The sequence below is a fragment of the Chromobacterium sp. IIBBL 290-4 genome (genome assembly GCF_024207115.1).
Classification (GTDB): domain Bacteria; phylum Pseudomonadota; class Gammaproteobacteria; order Burkholderiales; family Chromobacteriaceae; genus Chromobacterium.
The window spans coordinates 4,692,742-4,710,861 of the sequence record NZ_CP100128.1; the positions used below are offsets into that span (position 1 = coordinate 4,692,742).

An 18,120-nucleotide genomic window follows, 5' to 3' on the forward strand; every position below is an offset into this window, starting at 1 on the left:
AAAAGGGGAGCTTTATGAGCAAAACTCAATCCATTTCAATACAGGTACAGAAAAATGACGAGGACTTCCTTCAGGCGATGCGAGCGGAAACAGAGATCGGCTTCGTCGAGTTAGAAACCTCGAGCTTTGATGGGCAGTCCGAGATCACCACCGTCGTGGTAACGCTCACGCCCCTGGTAATCGGTCTTATCGGCAGGATCGTGTCTCAGCAACTGAAGGCGCGCCGGTACATAAAGGTGGTGTACAAGGGACTTCAGATCCAGGGCCTCAGCGACGAGAACGCTACGCGCCTGATCGAGAAGTTGATCGACAAGCAGTGAAAACAGCCGAAGAAGTGTTTCCCGCCCCCGTGTTGGCTTACATCGAGTCGACGCGGTTCTCGCTGCCAGAGGTAGTCTCGAGCAAGCAGACCATTGAGATCCGAGATGCGTTCTACGATCCATTTGTCCAGTACTTGAAGCGCATTGGCGACGCGTTTGGCATTCAAGCCACAGTCGGCCTAGTCTACACGGACATGATGCGTTCCGAGGCTATAACCATTGGAGGGCAGAGCTACATCGCGCACGACCAGTACTTCGGGCAAGTCATCAATATGATGAACCGCATGTTCCTATACGGCGCATCAAAGAAGACTAAGGTCATCTACTTCCACAAGGTGGCGTCGCAAGTGCTGAGCCGCTATGGCTTCTATCCGGAGTCCACCTTCGCCGCGAATCTCTATCGCGAGTCGCGCAAGGACATGGACCACATCATGAAGCAAAGGCGCGATGGCTCCTCGCGTCATGGTCTATACACCACGGTGCAGGAACTGTTTGTGCTGCTGCACGAGCAGTCCCATGTCATCTTCAAGCACCATCCCGACCTATTAAATGAGATGTCTGCTGATGTGAGAGCATGGTTGGTCGACTACGCGAAGCCGAGTCGTGCAAGCGCCACCGAGTTGCAGGCTGCGATGCAGGCGCAAGGTTGGTCCGAGGTAGAGCAGACCGAGTTCCGCGAGCAAGAAGCAGCGTACATGGCATCGATGCAGTTGCGTACCGCCTTCTGCGAAGAGATAGTGTCTAGGAAAGACTTGGTCGAGGAGTTCTGCTGCGATCAGCTCGCGCTAATTAACGTGCTCGGGTACTTTGCCGGTAGTACCTATCGGGTGCATGGAGAGAAAATGAGACGGGACTACAGCGGGACAGATAAGATCACTGCCGTCCTACTGTGCTTCCTAAATATGCGAACTTTGCAGATGATGGAGGCAATGTGTGCGCTGGAGAAGAACGCTGATTTTCTGAGCCGCTCACAAGGCTCCATTTCCGCCACCGAGGGTGTGTATGAAACGTTCTACAGCGCGCGCCTGCACCGTGCGAAAGATCTTTGCTACGACCTCGCGCTGAACGATGACGAAGATGCCACCTCCATTCACATGCAGGTGAGTAGGCTGATGGACCACCACACCGACGAGATCTTCGCGATGGCCGAGGGGACTTTGCGCCGCCTGCTGTACGAGAAAGAACTCCGTCCCGAAATAGAGCGTGTCTTTGAGCCGCTCACATCTGAGATTACTGACAACCAGCACCTTAAGCGCACCGTCACTGCGATGTTGCATCTGATACCGGATCGGCCGGAAGATGGCCGTACTACTTCCAAGAAAGCGAAGAAGCGTTCGCGAAATGGCAAGAAGCGCTGAGGCAGCCACAACACTTGAGTTGAAGCGAGTCAGCGACCAAGATTCAGTCCCAGATGCGGGTATGTCTGTAATTCTGTGTAAAACAGCCGCACAAGAGTCATACAACGACTGGCAGCTTTGGCCGATTAGCCGCCCAAGTTACCAATTTCCCACATCACCAGCTACTTGTTGCTTTCTCGTCAATCACTGCTAACGTATCAGAAACAGTGATCTGCCCCTCCCCACGCAACCAGCAAAATCCAGCCAAAACAAAACCCTCCCAAATCGGGAGGGTTTTGCTTGTGCGGGGGACGCCGGGATCAGTGCTGATGCCCGTGTTCGCCATGCACATGCTGGTGGGCGATTTCTTCGGCAGTGGCCTCGCGCACATCCACCACTTTAAGGGAGAAGCGCAGGTCTTTGCCGCACAGCGGGTGGTTGCCGTCCAGCAAGACGGTCGGGCCTTTGATCTTGGTGACGAAATAGTAGCGCGGCTGGCCGTCCGGGCCCAGGCGCTGGATCTGGCCGCCCACCTTGATTCCGGGCGGAAAGTCAGCCTTGGGCATGGTGGTGGACAGGGCTTCGTCGCGCGCGCCAAAGGCGTCTTCGGTAGCTAGCTCCACCGTGGTCTGGAAGCCGGGTTCCTGGCCTTCCAGCGCGGCTTCCAGCTTGGGAAACAGGTTGTCGTAACCGCCGTGCAGATAGGCGACCGGGTGCTTGCCGTCGTCGTAGACCAGACCTTGGCTGTCGGTGACTTTCATGCGCACGGTAACGGCGGTGTTTGCAGTGATTTTCATGGCGGGCAATGGCAAATAAAACAAAGCCGGAAGGGTGGCAGTTCAGCGCGGGAGTGTCAACTCATCCGCCCCAATCGAAACCAGCGAAGCATCAAAAAGAAGCCGGCCTCTTCTGAAGAGAGCCGGCCCAAGGCGGAGGAGTACGCCGGGGTAATATCGTCTTACCTGCCCGCGCTTAGTGGACCACAGTCTCCACGGTCCAGGCCTTGTTTTTCACCACGGACAAGGTGACCGGCGCCTTCAAGAGATTGCCGTTAGGCGCGAAAGCGAAATCCGCCGTCACGCCGCTGTAGCGGATGGCGGCCAGCTTGGGGAGATATTTGGCCGGCTCCACCGAGCCCGCCTGCTTCATCGCCGCGGCCACCAGCATCACGCCGTCGTAGAACTGCGGCCCCAGCAGCACCACGTCCTGATGGAAGCGCTCCTTGTAACGGCGCTCAAACGCCTTGCCCGCCGGACGGGCGCTCAGCACGCCGCCGGCCACCGCCGAGTAATGGCCGGCCGCGTCCTCTCCCGCCAGTTGGATGAAGGTGGGCGTATTGAGCATGTCCCCGCCCATCAGCTTGGCCTTGAGCCCCAGCCGCTTCATCTGCTTGACCATGGGCGCGGCCTGGGCGTCGGCGCCGCCGTAAAACACCACGTCTGGATTGACGGCCTTCAGCGAGGTGAGGATGGCGGTGAAGTCGGTGGCTTTGTCGGTGGTGAATTCGCGGCGCGTCACCTTGCCGCCGTTAGCGGCCACCGCCTTGACGAATTCATCTGCAATGCCTTGGCCGTAGGCAGTGCGGTCGTCGATGGCGACGATGGTTTTGGCCTTCATCGTTTTGACGGCGAACTGACCCAGCGCGCCGCCTATCTGGCTGTCGCTGCCCACCAGGCGGAAAGTGGTTTTGTAGCCTTGCTGGGTATAGGCCGGGTTGGTGGCCACCGATAATTGCGGAATGCCGGCGTCGGAATAGATGCGCGAGGCCGGGATGGACACGCCGGAGTTGAAGTGGCCGATAACGGCCTTCACGCCGGCGTCCACCAGCCGCTGCGCCGCCTGGGTGCCGATGCGCGGATCGGCCTGGTCGTCCTCGGACACCAGTTCGAACTGGATCTTCTGCCCGCCCACCACCAGGCCCTTGGCGTTGATGTCGTCCACCGCCATCTTGGCGGCGTTTTCGTTGTCCTTGCCATAGTGTGCCTGCGGGCCGGACAACGGCGAGGCGAAGCCTATCTTGACCACGGTATCGGCATGGGCCGCCGCCATGGCAAACGGCGCCATCATGCCGCCCAGCGCCAGCACCCAGTTCATTTCCGCAAACAGTTTGTTCCAAGCCATGAGATGTCTCCTGTATTGCTGCATTGATCAGGACAAGCCACCCGGCCGCCCTGCTACCGCTCCCCCGCCGCGGCCGGTCTGCGCCAGCCTGAGGCGGAGTCAAAAACGAGATAGCCGATACGGCTGCATGTCCAGCGCCGGCGGCCGCCCTTGCAGCATGTCGCGCAGCAAGGCGCCGGTGGTGGCCGCCAGGGTCAGGCCCAGATGGCCGTGCCCGGTGGCGAACCACAGCCCCGGCAGCGGCGCCGGGCCGATGATGGGCAGGGTGTCCGGCAGCGACGGGCGATTGCCCATCCACACCGTCATGTCTTCGGTGGAGAAATCGCCGACGATGCGCCTGGCCTTGTCCAGCAGGATGTGGGCGCGGCGCCAGTCCGGCGGCGCGTCGCGGTGCGCCAGCTCCACCGTGCCGGCCAGCCGCAGCCCGCCGTTGGCCATGGGCAAAATGACGAAGCTCTCACTGGCGCACTGGATGAAGTGGCGCAGCGCCACCCCGGCCTTGGGCAGGTTGACGTGATAGCCGCGCTCGCTTTCCAGCGGCACGCGGTATTGGCGCTGCTTGGCGAAACGGTCGCTCCACACGCCGCAGGCGATCACCGCCGCATCGGCGCGCAGGCGGCCGCCGCCGGCCGTTTCCACGCCGGCGACATGCCCGCCTTCCGTGGCGATGCCCAGCGCCTCGTCCCGGACAAAGCGGCCGCCCTCGCGGAGGAAGGCATCGAACAAGCCGCGGCTGAACACATAAGGGTCGTCCACATGCGACCAATCCGGCGCCAGGACCGCGTATTGCCACTCTTCGCGCAGCGTCGGCTCCCCTGCGCTGAGCGCATCTCGGTCCAGCGCCTGCCAGCGCACGCCGTGGCGGCGCTTGGCCTCCCAGGCTGGTGCGGCGGCGTCGAACTCCTCCCGGTTGCGATACAGCGTCAGGTTGCCATGCCGCCGCCACAGATGGCTGAGGCCGGCCTTCTCGATCAGCGCGGCGTAGTCGTCATTGACCCGGCCCAGCAGCGCCGCCAGCGCCTGCGTCAGCTCCTTCACTCGGCTCGCCCGGCTGGCGGCGAGAAAACGCAGCAGCCAGGGCGCCAACGTGGGCAGGTAGCGCCAGCGCAAGGCCAGCGGCCCCAGCGGGTCCAGCATCCAGCCTGGCACCTTGCGCAGCACGCCAGGCTCGGCCAGCGGGATGACGTCGCTGATGGCGAAAGCGCCGGCATTGCCGTAGCTGGTTTCCATCGCCGGCTCGCCGCGGTCCAACAGGGTCACCTCAAAGCCGGCCAGCCGCAGCTGCAAGGCGGAGGCGATGCCGACCACGCCGGCGCCCACCACGATGACCGCGGCTCCGGGTGCAAGCGGGGGGGCCATGATTCAACCCTCCCGGCTGCCGTCCAGCAGGCGGCGCAGCGCCAGCGGATTGGCGTGCCGCAATGCCGGCGGCAACAGCGCGTCCGGAAAATCCTGGTAGCAGACCGGTCGCAGGAAGCGCTGGATGGCCGCCGTGCCTACCGAGGTGGCGCGCGCGTCCGAGGTAGCCGGGAATGGCCCGCCGTGCACCATGGCGTCGCACACTTCCACGCCGGTGGGCCAGCCATTGGCCAGAATGCGGCCGGCCTTGCGCTCCAGCGTGGGCAGCAGCGCATGGGCCAAGTCCAGATCGCCATCATCCAATTGCAGCGTGGCGGTGAGCTGGCCTTCCAGTTGCTCGGCAAACTGGCGCAGTTCCGCCGCGTCCCGGCACTGCACGATCAAGGCCGCGGCGCCGAACACCTCGGTGCGCAGCGCCGGATTGGCCAGATAATCGCGCGCGTCGGCCAGCCACAACTGGGCCTGGCACTGGTTGAGCCCGGTTGCCGGCAGGCCGGCGGCCAACTGCCGCGCATGGCCGGACCAAGCCGCCACGCCGGCCTGGTAAGCCTGGAAGATGCCGGGCGTCAGCATGGTCTGCGCCGGGCTCTGCTGCAGGATGCCGGCCGCGGCGGCGATAAAGCCATCCAGCGCCGGCCCTTGCAGCGCGACGATCAGCCCGGGATTGGTGCAGAACTGCCCTGCCCCCAGCGTCAGCGAAGCGGCAAAACCCTGCGCCAGGGCCTCGCCGCGCGCCTGCAGCGCCATCGGCAGCAAAAACACCGGATTGGTGGAGCTCATTTCCGCATAAACCGGAATCGGCTCCGGCCGGCTTTGCGCCAGCCGGCACAAGGCCAGCCCGCCGCTGCGCGAACCGGTGAAGCCCACCGCCTTGACGCGCGGGTCCGCCACCAGCGCCTGGCCCGCTTCGCGGCCGTCGCCGAACAGCAGCGCGAACACGCCGGCCGGCAGCCCGCATTTCTCCGCCGCCCGCGCAATGGCCAGCCCGGCAAGTTCGCTGGTGCCGGGATGGGCGCTGTGCGCCTTGACGATGACCGGGCAGCCGGCCGCCAGAGCGGACGCGGTGTCGCCGCCGGCCACCGAGAAGGCCAAGGGGAAATTGCTGGCGCCGAACACCGCCACCGGCCCCACCGCCACTTGGCGCTGGCGCAAATCCGCACGTGGCAAAGGCTGGCGCTGCAGCAGAGCGGAATCCACCCGCGCGTCCTGCCACTCGCCGGCCCGCAGCGTGCGGGCGAACAAGCGCAGCTGACCGCAGGTTCGACCGCGCTCGCCCTGCAGCCGGGCGCGCGGCAGGCCGGTCTCGGCCATGGCGCGTGTTATCAATTCATCGCCCAGCACTTCTATCTCGTCGGCTATGGTTTCGAGCAAACGCGCCCGCGCTTCCGGCGCAGTTTCGCGGTAGGGGTCGAACGCGGCCCAAGCCAGCGCGCAAGCCTGTTCCACCTGCTCGCGGTCCGCACCGGGATAGCCTGGCTCCAGCACCTGGTTGGTGGCCGGGTCTATGGCCCGGATCATGGCGCGGCGGCCGGAGACGGCTTGGCCGCCGATCAACATCTTGCCTGTCAGATTCATCATGTTTCCTGCGGAATTGGGCTTCAGGCGACGTTTTGCTCGGCCGACCAATGGCGATACCACTCGCGGAACAGCGCGTACTGGGTTTCGGCATAGCGGCGCTGGGCGGCGCTCAGCGCGTCGGTTTCATTGAAATGCAGCGCGTATTCTTGGTCGCCGTTCAGCACCATCAGGTGCTTGTAATACAGCACCAGGTCGCAGCCTTCGTCGAAAGAGGACAGCACGGCCAGCGCCGACTCCAGCTCATGGGCGCGGCGGCGGGCGATGGCGTCTCCCCTGGCTGCAGCCTGGCTCAGCGCCACCAGGTGCAGCACTTCGCGCGGCAGCGCGTTGCCGATGCCGGTGATGGCGCCGGCGGCGTTGCAATTGACGAAGCCATGCACCACCTGGGTGTCCACCCCCACCATCAGGAGGACTTCGTCGTCTTGCGAGGTGATGTGCTCGGCGGCGTAGCGCATGTCGGCGGCGCCGCCGAACTCCTTGAAGCCAACCAGATTGGGATACGCGCGGCGCAGCTCGAAAAACAGGTCGGCGCGGGTGGCGAAGCCGTAGTAAGGGCTGTTGTAGATCACCGCCGGCAGTTGCGGCGCGGCGGCCAGGATGGCGGAGAAATGCGCCTTTTGCGCAGCCGGCGACGCGCCGCGCGACAGCACCCGCGGAATCACCATCAAGCCCTGCGCTCCCGCGCTGGCGGCATGGGCCGCATGGGAAACCGCCTCGCGGGTGTTGACTGCGCCGGTGCCCACTATCGTCGGCACGCCAGCGGCCGCTAGCCGCGCCACGCCCTCTTGGCGCTGGGCCTCAGTCAGCAGCGGCCAGTCGCCCATCGAGCCGCAATACACCACCGCGCTCATGCCCAGGGACACCAATTCCTTGCCCTTGGCCACCAGCGCGTCGAAATCCGGCTGGCGATCGACAGTGCACGGGGTCATCAGCGCCGGCATGCAGCCGGTGAAAATATTGTTATTCATGCTTTTTGCTCCTTGCGGCACTCATTGGAAAAACAGGGAAATACGGGTTCAGATGCCCCACGCGAATGGATCTTCTTCGTCGATCAGCAGCGCGCCGCGGGCGGTGATGTGGGCGCGGCCGGTGATATAGGGGCGGATGAAATCGCCTTCGCGCTGGTAATGGCCGGTGAAGCGGCTGCCGGTGATGCCGGCCTGCACCCAGCGCTCGCCTTCGGCCAGCTTGCCGTCAGCGGCCAGGCAGGCCAGCTTGGCGCTGGTGCCGGTGCCGCAGGGAGAACGGTCATAGGCCTTGCCCGGGCACATGACAAAGTTGCGGCTGTCGGCGTGCTCGTCGTCGGCGAACAGTTCGACATGATCGATGCGCGCGCCGTCGGCGCCGGTGACGCCCTGCGCTTCCAGCGCCTGCAGCACGGCCCAGGAAAACGCGCTCAGCTCCTCGACATTGTCCAGCCGCACGCTCAGGCCATGCTCGGCCACCAGGAAAAACCAGTTGCCGCCCCAGGCGATGTCCCCCACTACTCGGCCATGGCCGGGCACCTCCACTGCCGCCTGCCGGCGGTAGCGGTAGGCCGGCACATTGCGCAGCGTCACCGCGCCGTCCTCATGCAAGACGGCGCTGACCGGTCCCACCGGGGTATCGATCCGGTGCGTGCCGGGCGCGATGCGCCCCAGGTAATGCAAGGAGGCGATCAGGCCTATGGTGCCGTGGCCGCACATGCCCAGGTAGCCGGTGTTGTTGAAGAAAATCACCCCGCACACGGCGTCGGCCGAAACCGGCTCGCAATACAGCGCGCCCACCAACACATCGCTGCCGCGCGGCTCCAGCAGGCAGGCGCGGCGCCATTTATCGTGCCGCTCGCGCAATTCATCGCGCTGGTCCGCCATGGCGGCGCCCGCCAAGGGGGGGAATCCGCTCAGCACCAGCCGGGTGGGCTCGCCACCGGTGTGGGAATCGATGATCTCTAGCTGTTTCATTCGCCTGTCCATTCAGAAAACCGTCATCTCGGCCGGCCGCTGCGCAGGGCATGGATGCCATTGCATCCGCGCGCCGCAGCCGCATTCGCCGCCACCTCGCTAGCATGGCCGCGTTGCCGCCGACAATCTTGATGGCTATCATCAGTGGCGATGACGAAATCGGCACAATTCACGTTTTCAGGCGCTGGCTAGGGCACGGCGGCCGCGATGGCGCGCGCAGGGACATTCGGGATGGCGGCGTTTGCGTCGCGAGAAAGGCAGGAGCGATGACGGGTGCGACTCTGGGCACCAGCGATCACTCCGAGAGAGTCCAAGAAGTACCAGGAAACCCGCTCAGCACAAGGCTTTGCGGGTTTTTTGTTGTCCATTTCCGTCCAGCGCAATCCAGCCAAAGCCGGCGCAAAATGTTGGTATATATATTGGTACGAAGATACCATCACTGCTGATACCAACAGCAGGAAATGCCAACATGCCGCTTACAGACACCGCCATCCGCAATGCCAAGCCAAGAGAAGACGGCAAGCCTGCCAAGCTGGCAGATGGCGGCAGCCTCTTTCTTTGGGTCATGCCCAACGGGGCGAAGTACTGGCGCATGGCCTACCGCTTCGACGGCAAGCAAAAAACCCTCTCCTTCGGCGTCTACCCCGCCACTTCGTTGAAAGACGCGCGCGATAAGCGCGAAGCCGCGCGCAAACTGCTGGCCGCCGGGACCGACCCCAACGCAGCCAAGAAAGAGCAGAAGCGCGAGAGACAGCTCACCGTTGAAAACTCCTTCGAGATTGTCGCCCGCGAGTGGTACGACAAACAGCTGCCACGCTGGACCGATGACCACGCTGTCAGAATCCTCGACTCCCTTAAGGCTGACGCCTTCCCCGACCTCGGAAAACAGCCGGTTTCCCAACTCACCGCGCCGATGATCTTGGATACCATCCGCAAAATAGAAAAACGCGGCGCTGTGGAAACCGCCCAACGAGTGCTGCAACGGATCAGCGCCGTCATCCGCTATGCCATCCAGACCGGCCGAGCCGTCCACAACCCGGCAACGGACCTTACAGGCGCGATACGCGCAAAGAAGGTGGAACACCGCCCAGCGCTGCCACGCGGCGAGCTGCGCGAGTTCTACCGCCGCCTGGCGGCCGAACCACTCTACATCCCGACACGCATTGCCATGCATCTGCTGATGCTGACCTTTGTCCGCCCTGGCGAACTGCGCGCCGCACGCTGGGAAGAATTTGATGAAGAACGCGCCGAATGGCGTATCCCAGCCGAGCGCATGAAGATGCGCGAGCCTCACCTTGTACCGCTATCGCGCCAGGCGCTGGAACTGCTGAAAGAACTACGCCCGCTCACCGGCAAAAGCGCGCTGCTCTTCCCTGCGGTGACAGACCTTAAGAAGCCGATGTCCGAGAACACGCTGGGCTATGCCATGGGCCGCATGGGCTACAAAGGTACAGCAACCCCACACGGCTTCCGCGCCCTGGCCTCGACAGTTCTTAACGAAGAAGGCTTCGATCCAGATATCATAGAGAAGCAGCTCGCGCATGCAGAGCGCAACAAGGTTCGTGCGGCTTACCACCGGGCGGAGTATCTGGAAGAGCGTAGAAAGATGATGCAGTGGTGGGCTGAATTCTTAGGTAGGCATCAAGAGAATGGCCTCGCTTAGCAAGGCAGAAAAATACGGCTGCTTCCGGCCATTTGCGGTCATTGCAATTGACTTTAACCCATTTTCTAATTGTGAAATTTATAGCATGCGAAAACTACTCGCTATCCTTCTTTCAGTCATCGGCATCAGGGCGAATGCAACTGAGGTATTGATCCAAATGCAGGAACAGTTCGGTCCCTCACGTGTTTTCTCTGTAATGGTGCCAACTGATTGGGTGATTGGGACGGGAGAAAATTTCACCGCAAGCGCACCGAATGATGGCCCACATCTTAGTGGTATGGCTTATCGGATTGAGCGACGCCCAGAGTTGTCTGAGTTCTCAGGAGCCCGTTACCAGGGCGTCGGAGATATGGGGATCTACAAGCAGGTCGGACAGGAACGTTCTCTTGGAAATGATGGCGGTGTTATTCGTGAGTACGAGGGGCGGTGGCCAGGGGACAAGTTCATTACTTACTACATTGTTGCTTGCAAGAGTGCCGGGGATATATATGCGAGTATTTCGTTGGTTACAACCAAGGAGGACTATGACTCGCATCGAGTCTTTTATGCGCAGATGTTTTCGTCGTTTGCTATCCACCCCTGAAACTCCGGTCAATCACGCAATGGGTTCTCTGCCTGAATGGAACGCTCTGCAAGCCAACTTGCCTACGCCAGCAATTCGGTCAAAGTGGTCTATCACACCATCTGCTGTGAGCGTCCACTTTGGGTCGACTCCTGCCATTTCAGGCTAACGCTCAAGTTTCACCACCTGCCTGCCTCATAAACACCCGCCACTGAACGCCACCCTACAATGAACTGTCCCGCAGGTTTGCCGCACTAGGCAGCGCTACAGGGCATTAACGGCCTCTTTTTACCGCCAGCCCCCAGCGCGCGCCATCGAAGCCCCGCCTCGCCCCCACGCTTCATGTGCCGCTAATCATGCACCTGCATGAACCCGCGCCAGCCCCTTGCTGTATAGGCTGGCGCGTAGACTTTCCCCTGCCCTGATTCATGCGCTTTCATGCAGTCTATGCATGCAGTTGCCGTTTTGGCTGACTGAGGTTTCTACCCTTCTCTATATCTTCCCGCTTAAATCTGCCGCCAAGTATGTCCGGTGGCGTCCGTATGCTTCCGATGCTGTTTAGTGATTCACATTTTCCGCTGTCTATTTTGCTTTTCCCTCCTCTCGTCAATAGCCAAAACTGAGTTTTTCTGACTTTTCAAGTTTCGTTGTTGTGTGGCGATTCCACACAACAAGCCCGCCAAACTCGATTTGAAATTTCTGAAATACTGCATTCGCTGATCGGCGTATCCGATTGCATCCACAGATATTCAGATCAAACGATAAGGACAAATCCAATGACCGCCATTGCCCCTTCGCTCACCGCCCAGCCGCTGCGCTTTATGCGCTTGCCGGAAGTCATTTCCACCTGCGGCTTATCCCGCTCGTCGGTATACGACGCCATCAAGCGCGGCAGCTTTCCGGCTCCGGTGCCGCTGGGCGGCAAAAGCGTGGCCTGGCTGTCGTCCGAAATCGACGCCTGGATGGTGGATCGCATCGCGGCGCGCCACGCCTAAAACCCATAACCCCGCACCCGGACTCAGAACATGCATATTCAAAATCCCAACACCCAAGAAACCGTCGCTTTCGCCGTCGCCGCCCTGACTGAACGCCTGGCCGCCTTCGAGCAAGACCTCAATGCCTGGCAGGCGCTGGCCGACAACGCCGCCCGCCGTGTCCAAACCGCCGAAGCGCTGCGCAGCGAAGCCGAGCAAGCGCGCAAGGACTGCCGCCAGGCGATGCGCTCGACCTTGGGCATCCCCACCAAGGCAGTGCGCGAGCTGAAGAGCAAGGAAATGGCCAACCTGGAATTGGCCGAAGAAACGCTGAAGATCGCCGAGGAAGAAAAGATTCAAGCGGAAGTGCAGCAGGAGGCGCTGTTCGAGCAGCGCCAAGCCCTGGTGCAGGAGCGCGACGCGCTGCGCCGCCAGTATTGGGACGCGGTGCTGGACGACCAGATCGCGCAATGGGGGCAACAGCTGCCGGTGCTGGCGCTGCTGTTGGCTGAAGCGCCGAAGGCGTGCATCGAGCGGCTGTTCGGCCGCGCCGAGCTGCGCAGAAATCACGATGAACTCTATGCCGCGCTGCAGCCCGGCGAGCTGCAACAGGCGCTGAAATCCGCCGCGCAGGCGGAACCGGACGACTTGCTGACCCTGCTCAATAAGCCGCTGCCGGCGCTGGCGACGCCCTCCACCCAGCACCAGAGCCCCATCACCCGCATGCGCTATCAAGCCGAGCGCGACGCGCAATACCAAGCCCTGATCAACCGTTAAGCGAGCACCGCATCATGCAAAACACGACCCGCCAAGCTCTGGACCACTTCATCGGCCGCTACTTCAGCCATATGGACGCGCATCAATCCCCAGGCATTTGCCATGCCGCCCCGGAGCCGCAAGCCGCGCAGGCCCGCATTCAGGCGCTGAAAGCCAAGAGCCGGCTGCTGTCCGCCATCAATGTGCTGGGCGTGCCCGAGATCAAAGGCCGCTCTCAGAACTTCGACATCGCCGGCACCTTGGCCGCCACGGTGGATACCAACCGCCATCCGCGCCAGCCGGCGCAACAGACCTGGCGGCCGGCGCAGTATGTCTGCCAACAGACCAACTTTGACGCCGCGTTTGATTACGCCACCTTGGACGCCTGGATGAACGAGGCGCAGGACCAAGCCTTGTTCGAAGCGCGGGCGCGGCAGACGCTAGAGCGCCGCATCTTGTTGGATCGGGTGATGATCGGCTTCCGTGGCCTGATGCGCGCCCAGGACTCTGACCGCGAGCAGCATCCGCAGCTGCAGGACGTCAATATCGGCTGGCTGCAGCAAATCCGCGAGCAAGCGCCCAAAGCCTGCCTGGAGCGCGTGCGCGTCGGCGAAGGCCAGCGCTTCCGCAGCCTGCACCGCCTGGTGCGCCATGCCGTCAACAATCTGCTGGCGCCGGCCTGGCGCGATGATCCGCTGTTGGTGGCGCTGGTCGGCGCGGACCTGCTGCCGGACGCGGTATGCGAGCCAAGCGGCCAGGCCGAGCCGTGGAATGATCTGGTATTTCACAAGCAGCGCCTGGGCGGCCTGCAAGCGGCCACGGCCGCCTTCTTCCCTGGCGACAGCATCCTGATTACCCGACTCGACAACCTGTCGCTGTACTTCTATCAGCACGCCATGCGCTACCGCTATCAGGAAGAACCGTCCATCAACAGCGTGCTGTTCTACCACTCCAGCGCCGACGCCTACGTCATCGAGAACCTGGCCGCCTGCGCGCTGATTGAAGAAGTGGAAATCGTGGATTGAGGAGACAGAGATGGCCTTTCCCTGCCCGCTGTGCGGCGCGATGTCACGGGTCCGCACCAGTCGCATGCTGTCCGCCACCGCCAAGGAGATTTACTACAACTGCAGCAATGACGACTGCTGCCACCAGTACAAGACGATGGAGGGCGAACCGCGCACCGTGGCCCAGCCGATCAAGGGCGGTGCGCAGATACCGCCGGAGCGGCTGCGCAAGTTGCCGAGCGCGGCCCAACCGCCAGCCCCGCAGGCGCTGACCATAACGCCTGGCCGGATTCAACACCGCGTCTTGGAGTAATGAAAATGGCCCGCTGGAGGGCGGGCCATTTCTACGGGTTAGGTTTCACTGAAATTATATTCAAGACCGATGCTCAGCAACAAATCAAAAGTTTGGTCAACTTTCTCGGCTTCGAGCTTGGCCGCTTTCAGCTCAGCCTTAAGCCTAGCGATATTAGCCTTAGCCTCGCTAGCCCGCTCAATATAAACCTTATGAATTTCATCAATATGCTCAGCCACCTGCCAGGGTTTAAATTCACTGCGTATCTTTTGCTCATCCCAAAGTTTGCTTGGCCAAATACTCCCTTCAAACGACCAGACCGCTTTCATCTTTTCTTGGCAATGTTTGCAACGCAAATAATATTCGATAAATTTTTCAGTTACCGGGCGGCTCGTCCTGACTTTAACGCCTCCCGCTTTGCCACATTTAGGACATGCCACATCGCCAAATAATTCGTGCATCACCACTCCAAAAATAAAAAGGCCCCTGCCAGGGCCTTGGGTACAACAAAACCAACTCCAATCATCCAGCGCCATTATATCCCGATGAAATGCACCGCTCAAACGCAATATGTGAATCACATGCTTGACAGCCCTGCCCGATTCCCGCACCATTACCGCGTCGTGTTCAATAGCGCGACCGGGATTGGCGTCCTGATTACGAAGGCGGATAGCCGCCTATTGCGGCATTTTTTACGTCCGTTAAACACCATTGGTACGTCTTCTTCTATGGCGGGCCTTGGTGGGAGCGTGCATGCACGCGCCGGTTCCTTCGTACCGGTACGCCAATCCCGCCTTGTGCCTGCCACCCCCGATTGGCGTCGGGATGGCAAGCGTAACGCTTACGAAGGAGGTTCCCATGCCTGGCATCATCCTGCGCGCTTTCCGCGCCCTATTTCCGCAAGTCACCCGTCCCGTTTCCACGCTGCCCAACGAGGCCCAAGCCCGCGCGCTCGCCGCTTTGCTGGTTGCCCAGGGTCAACGCGCCTTGATTCACCGCACTGCCGCCGGTTTCGCCGTGGAGGTGATCGCATGAGCGCCCTTATTCTCGCCCCGCTGGCGTTGTCTGCCGTCCATCACCAATTGGCCCAGCTGCAATTGCTGGCCGACACCCCCGAACACGCCGCCTTGCGCGAGCCGCTGCACCAGCTGGCCGCGCTGTGCCAGGGCATCGAACACACCGTCAGCGCCGGCGTGTCGCGTCTATCTCGCACCGGCGACGGCCTGCAAGGGCTGGTCGAGCTGCTGGACTGCGCCGAGGACCAACCGCTGCCGGCGCAGCGCTTGGCCGGGCTGCTGGCTCCGCTGCAGCAGCAAGTCATCGACGCCAGCGCCGACATCGGCCAACTGCTCTAAGGACAAGACCATGAACGCAAGAAACCCTCTCCCGCGCACCGGGCGAGACGCCCCCGGCTTGTCTGGCGGTTCGCAAACGGCGCTTGGCCAGTGGTTCGACCAGTTGAAAGACAACATCGACTTGCACGACCTGGCGGCCCGGCTGGGCCTGAAACGCCAGGGCAAGGGCAACTATCACAGCCCGCATCACCCGGACAGCAGCGCCTCGCTGTCGATCTTCGCCGACGGCCGCGGCTGGAAGGACTGGAGCGGCGACGCCGGCGGCAGCTGCATCGACTTGCTGCGCTACTGCCGGCCGGAGCTGGACACCCCACTGGCGGCCGCGCGGCTGCTGGGTGACTGGTACGGCATGCCGCAACCGAAACCGGCGATGAAGGAAAGGGCCGCGCCAGCGCGCAAATCCACCCTCGACTACATCGCCGAGCGCTGCCTGGCTCAAGCCGATTCGGCCCTGACTTACCTGGCCGGCCGAGGCATAGACGAAGCAGTGATCCGCCGCGCCATCCAGGGCAAGACGCTGGGCTGGAACGATTGGCACAGCGCCAAGATCGCCGCCGGCGAAGTGGGCCATGGCGGCGCGGCCGTCGCCTTTCTGGTGCGCAGCGGCGGCCGGCTGGCGGCGGTGGACCTGCGCTATGTCGATCCGGCCTTGAATGGCGGCGTGAAGACGCAATGCCAGGGCGCGCGCGAGGGCCATGGCTGGTGCAGCGATCCGGCACGGCTGAAGCGGGCGCGGATGGTGGTGATCGTGGAAAGTCCGATCAATGCCTTGTCGGTGGAGTGCTGCGCGTCATCCGATGTGGCGGCGCTGGCGCTGCGCGGCGTCGGCAACGTGGACAGCATCGACTGGACCGCCTTGCGCGGCAAGCGGGTGCTGGTGGCGCTGGACCACAGCGACCCGGTCAACCCGGCCACCGGCTTGCGGCCGGGCTTGGCCGCCGCCTGGCGCTTGTCGGAGAAGCTGATTGCCGCCGACATCGGCCACTTGCTGGTGGACATGCAGGAATGGGACGAAGGCGAGGACATCAACGATGTGCTGCAGCGCCATGGCAAGGACGAGCTGACCGCGCGCTTGCGCAAGCTGGAGCCGTGGCTGGTGCCGGGCATGCCGGGCGGCGGCGAGCGTTTGGAAGGCACGCGGCGGGTGCAGCTGCCAGGTCATGATTTCGCGGTGTACTGGCGCTTCCGGGTGAAGGAGGATTTCACCCAATACGTGGACGAGTTCAAGACCGACGATGACGGCAAGCGCTCGGAAACCCTGGGCGATCTGTGTTCCTTCCGCGTGGCCAGCCTGTCGCGGCTGCGCATTCAGAGCCACTTGGCCACCATCAGCGGCGCGGCCGACCATCAGCCGGAAACGGTGTTCGGCATCAGCGCCCAGCTGGCGCGTCATGGCACGGTATTGCATCGGGAAGTGGCCACCGACGACAAGCTATACAACCTGGAATGGTGGAAAGGGCGTTTCGGCGCGATCTGGAAGCCGGCGCAGTTCCAACGCCTGGTCAATCTGATGGAGCGGGCGGCCGACCTGGGCGCGCGCGATGTGGTCAACTTCGTCGGCCTGTCGTGGAAGGCCGGCGCGCTGGCGGCGCAGGAGGGGCAAGACTGCTATTTCGTCGAGCCGCAGAAACAATGCCTCTACTACAACCTGACCTTCCCGCGCGGCACGCAGCAGCAGGCGCGGACGGTGATTCAAGCGTATCAGGACACCTTCCGCGACAATGCGGCCGCCATCGTGCTGGTCTGGGGCCTGGGCACGCATCTGAAGAACCTGCTGGGCTTCTATCCGCACTTCCAGATGCAGGCCGAGAAGGGATCGGGCAAATCCAAGCTGCTGGAGAGTCTGCAAACCACCCTGGCGTTTCAGGTGCTGTCCGGCCAGATGCTGAAAACCGACCACCGCCGGCGGGCGTCGGTGTCGTTCACTTCGCAGCCGGTGGGCTGGGATGAATTCTCCAAGCTGCCGAAGACGGTGCTGTCGGACATCGACGCGCTGCTGCAATCGACCTACCGCTTTGAGTTCACCCGCGTGGGCGCCAGCCTGACGCCTTATCTGATGTGCGCCCCCGTGCTGCTGGCCGGCGAGGAAGTGGACGCACAAAGCCTGCAATCCAAGCTGTGCCGCAGCAGCCTGTCGAAAGAGCGGCAAGGGGCGATCATTCCGCATGATCTGCCGGTCTTTCCGCTGTGGCCGTGGCTGCAATTCCTGGCCGATCTTGAGCCGGCCCGGCTGCGCGATCTGCATCGCCATTACCTGGGCGTGTGCGAACGGCACAGCCGCGCGCCGACCGGCGACGCCACCGCGCGGCGGATGATGGAGAACTACGCCGCCCTGCTGTGCAGCTGGGCCTTGCTGTGCGAGTTCGCCGACCTCGACCCGCAGCAAGGCGGCTTCATTGAAGACCTGCTGGCCGAGATGAACAGCCACATCGTGGACACCGACGGCAGCCGCCTGCCCTGGGTGTGGATCATGGAAATCCTGCTGTCCGAGCTGGAGGCCAGGCGCTACGACTACCCGCACTGCTGGGACCGGGTGAAGCAGGCCGACGGCCACACCGAAATGGCGCTGTTCATCCGGCCCAACCATGTGATGGACCATCTCTCCACCGCGCCGCATCTGCGCGCCAAGTTCGACGCGCTGCCGGTGAAGACCGGCCGCATCTTCAAGAACCAGCTGCTGCAAAGCCCGGTGGTGCTGGCCGACGGCGTAGAAAAGACCATCCACGGCCGCCGCCAGGGCCATCTGACCGCCATCAGCCTGGCGCAGCTGGAAAAGCTGGGCCTCTACGCCGCGCCGGACGTCCAGTCTTAAACCCAAACCTGTCCGCCCTCCCCCTCGACAGCCCGCCTTGTGTG

The 18,120-nt window shown here is 62.6% G+C and carries 18 protein-coding genes; 11 read left to right on the top strand and 7 right to left on the bottom strand.

Going from position 1 to position 18,120, the window contains the following annotated elements; all coding sequences use genetic code 11:
- Window positions 1-14 precede the first annotated feature (14 nt).
- Window positions 15-320 (top strand): hypothetical protein, encoded by a 306-nt coding sequence (locus NKT35_RS22120; RefSeq protein WP_254297358.1) that lies wholly within the window; start codon window positions 15-17, stop codon window positions 318-320.
- Complete coding sequence (locus tag NKT35_RS22125; RefSeq protein WP_254297360.1) at window positions 317-1,678, top strand: hypothetical protein; 1,362 nt, start codon at window positions 317-319, stop codon at window positions 1,676-1,678. The genes NKT35_RS22120 and NKT35_RS22125 overlap by 4 nt, the downstream gene beginning before the upstream one ends.
- 299 nt (window positions 1,679-1,977) lie before the next feature.
- Here the strand turns inward: NKT35_RS22125 and NKT35_RS22130 are convergent, their stop codons facing one another.
- The 6 genes from NKT35_RS22130 to NKT35_RS22155 all read right to left on the bottom strand — a co-directional run bounded on the left by NKT35_RS22130 (window position 1,978) and on the right by NKT35_RS22155 (window position 8,658).
- A complete protein-coding gene (locus NKT35_RS22130; RefSeq protein WP_254297362.1) occupies window positions 1,978-2,454 on the bottom strand; it encodes an FKBP-type peptidyl-prolyl cis-trans isomerase in 477 nt (158 codons plus the stop codon).
- A gap of 175 nt (window positions 2,455-2,629) precedes the next feature.
- Window positions 2,630-3,778, bottom strand: coding sequence for a branched-chain amino acid ABC transporter substrate-binding protein (locus NKT35_RS22135; protein ID WP_254297364.1), 1,149 nt, complete (start codon window positions 3,776-3,778; stop codon window positions 2,630-2,632).
- A gap of 99 nt (window positions 3,779-3,877) precedes the next feature.
- Window positions 3,878-5,137, bottom strand: a complete 1,260-nt coding sequence (locus NKT35_RS22140; RefSeq protein ID WP_254297366.1) for an NAD(P)/FAD-dependent oxidoreductase — start codon at window positions 5,135-5,137, stop codon at window positions 3,878-3,880.
- A 3-nt stretch (window positions 5,138-5,140) separates the two neighbouring features.
- Window positions 5,141-6,715, bottom strand: coding sequence for an aldehyde dehydrogenase (NADP(+)) (locus NKT35_RS22145; RefSeq protein WP_254297368.1), 1,575 nt, complete (start codon window positions 6,713-6,715; stop codon window positions 5,141-5,143).
- Window positions 6,716-6,735: 20 nt separating this feature from the next.
- A complete protein-coding gene (locus NKT35_RS22150) occupies window positions 6,736-7,683 on the bottom strand; it encodes a dihydrodipicolinate synthase family protein (protein WP_254297370.1) in 948 nt (315 codons plus the stop codon).
- Window positions 7,684-7,731: 48 nt separating this feature from the next.
- Complete coding sequence (locus NKT35_RS22155; protein WP_254297372.1) at window positions 7,732-8,658, bottom strand: 4-hydroxyproline epimerase; 927 nt, start codon at window positions 8,656-8,658, stop codon at window positions 7,732-7,734.
- A gap of 469 nt (window positions 8,659-9,127) precedes the next feature.
- Between NKT35_RS22155 and NKT35_RS22160 the strand changes: the two genes are divergently transcribed.
- The 6 genes from NKT35_RS22160 to NKT35_RS22185 all read left to right on the top strand — a co-directional run bounded on the left by NKT35_RS22160 (window position 9,128) and on the right by NKT35_RS22185 (window position 13,930).
- On the top strand, window positions 9,128-10,321 hold the full coding sequence (locus tag NKT35_RS22160; RefSeq protein ID WP_071109815.1) for a tyrosine-type recombinase/integrase: 1,194 nt from the start codon (window positions 9,128-9,130) through the stop codon (window positions 10,319-10,321).
- Window positions 10,308-10,904, top strand: a complete 597-nt coding sequence (locus tag NKT35_RS22165; protein ID WP_071109814.1) for a hypothetical protein — start codon at window positions 10,308-10,310, stop codon at window positions 10,902-10,904. The genes NKT35_RS22160 and NKT35_RS22165 overlap by 14 nt, the downstream gene beginning before the upstream one ends.
- Window positions 10,905-11,659: 755 nt before the next feature.
- The gene (locus tag NKT35_RS22170) at window positions 11,660-11,878 is read left to right on the top strand and encodes a helix-turn-helix transcriptional regulator (RefSeq protein WP_199153865.1); all 219 of its coding nucleotides are present in this window, start codon (window positions 11,660-11,662) and stop codon (window positions 11,876-11,878) included.
- Window positions 11,879-11,908: 30 nt separating this feature from the next.
- Window positions 11,909-12,634, top strand: coding sequence for a hypothetical protein (locus NKT35_RS22175; RefSeq protein WP_254297374.1), 726 nt, complete (start codon window positions 11,909-11,911; stop codon window positions 12,632-12,634).
- Between the two features lie 14 nt (window positions 12,635-12,648).
- Window positions 12,649-13,638 (top strand): P2 family phage major capsid protein, encoded by a 990-nt coding sequence (locus tag NKT35_RS22180; protein ID WP_254297376.1) that lies wholly within the window; start codon window positions 12,649-12,651, stop codon window positions 13,636-13,638.
- A 10-nt stretch (window positions 13,639-13,648) separates the two neighbouring features.
- On the top strand, window positions 13,649-13,930 hold the full coding sequence (locus NKT35_RS22185; RefSeq protein ID WP_254297378.1) for an Ogr/Delta-like zinc finger protein: 282 nt from the start codon (window positions 13,649-13,651) through the stop codon (window positions 13,928-13,930).
- A 38-nt stretch (window positions 13,931-13,968) separates the two neighbouring features.
- Here the strand turns inward: NKT35_RS22185 and NKT35_RS22190 are convergent, their stop codons facing one another.
- Entirely contained in the window at window positions 13,969-14,445 is a 477-nt protein-coding gene (locus tag NKT35_RS22190; RefSeq protein WP_254297380.1) for a hypothetical protein, read from the bottom strand.
- Between the two features lie 322 nt (window positions 14,446-14,767).
- Between NKT35_RS22190 and NKT35_RS22195 the strand changes: the two genes are divergently transcribed.
- From NKT35_RS22195 to NKT35_RS22205, 3 genes are read left to right on the top strand one after another with little or no spacing between them, the layout of a single operon-like run.
- The gene (locus tag NKT35_RS22195) at window positions 14,768-14,944 is read left to right on the top strand and encodes a hypothetical protein (protein WP_167359404.1); all 177 of its coding nucleotides are present in this window, start codon (window positions 14,768-14,770) and stop codon (window positions 14,942-14,944) included.
- A complete protein-coding gene (locus tag NKT35_RS22200) occupies window positions 14,941-15,264 on the top strand; it encodes a DUF1484 family protein (RefSeq protein ID WP_254297382.1) in 324 nt (107 codons plus the stop codon). The genes NKT35_RS22195 and NKT35_RS22200 overlap by 4 nt, the downstream gene beginning before the upstream one ends.
- 10 nt (window positions 15,265-15,274) lie before the next feature.
- Window positions 15,275-18,076, top strand: coding sequence for a toprim domain-containing protein (locus NKT35_RS22205; RefSeq protein WP_254297384.1), 2,802 nt, complete (start codon window positions 15,275-15,277; stop codon window positions 18,074-18,076).
- Window positions 18,077-18,120 lie beyond the last annotated feature (44 nt).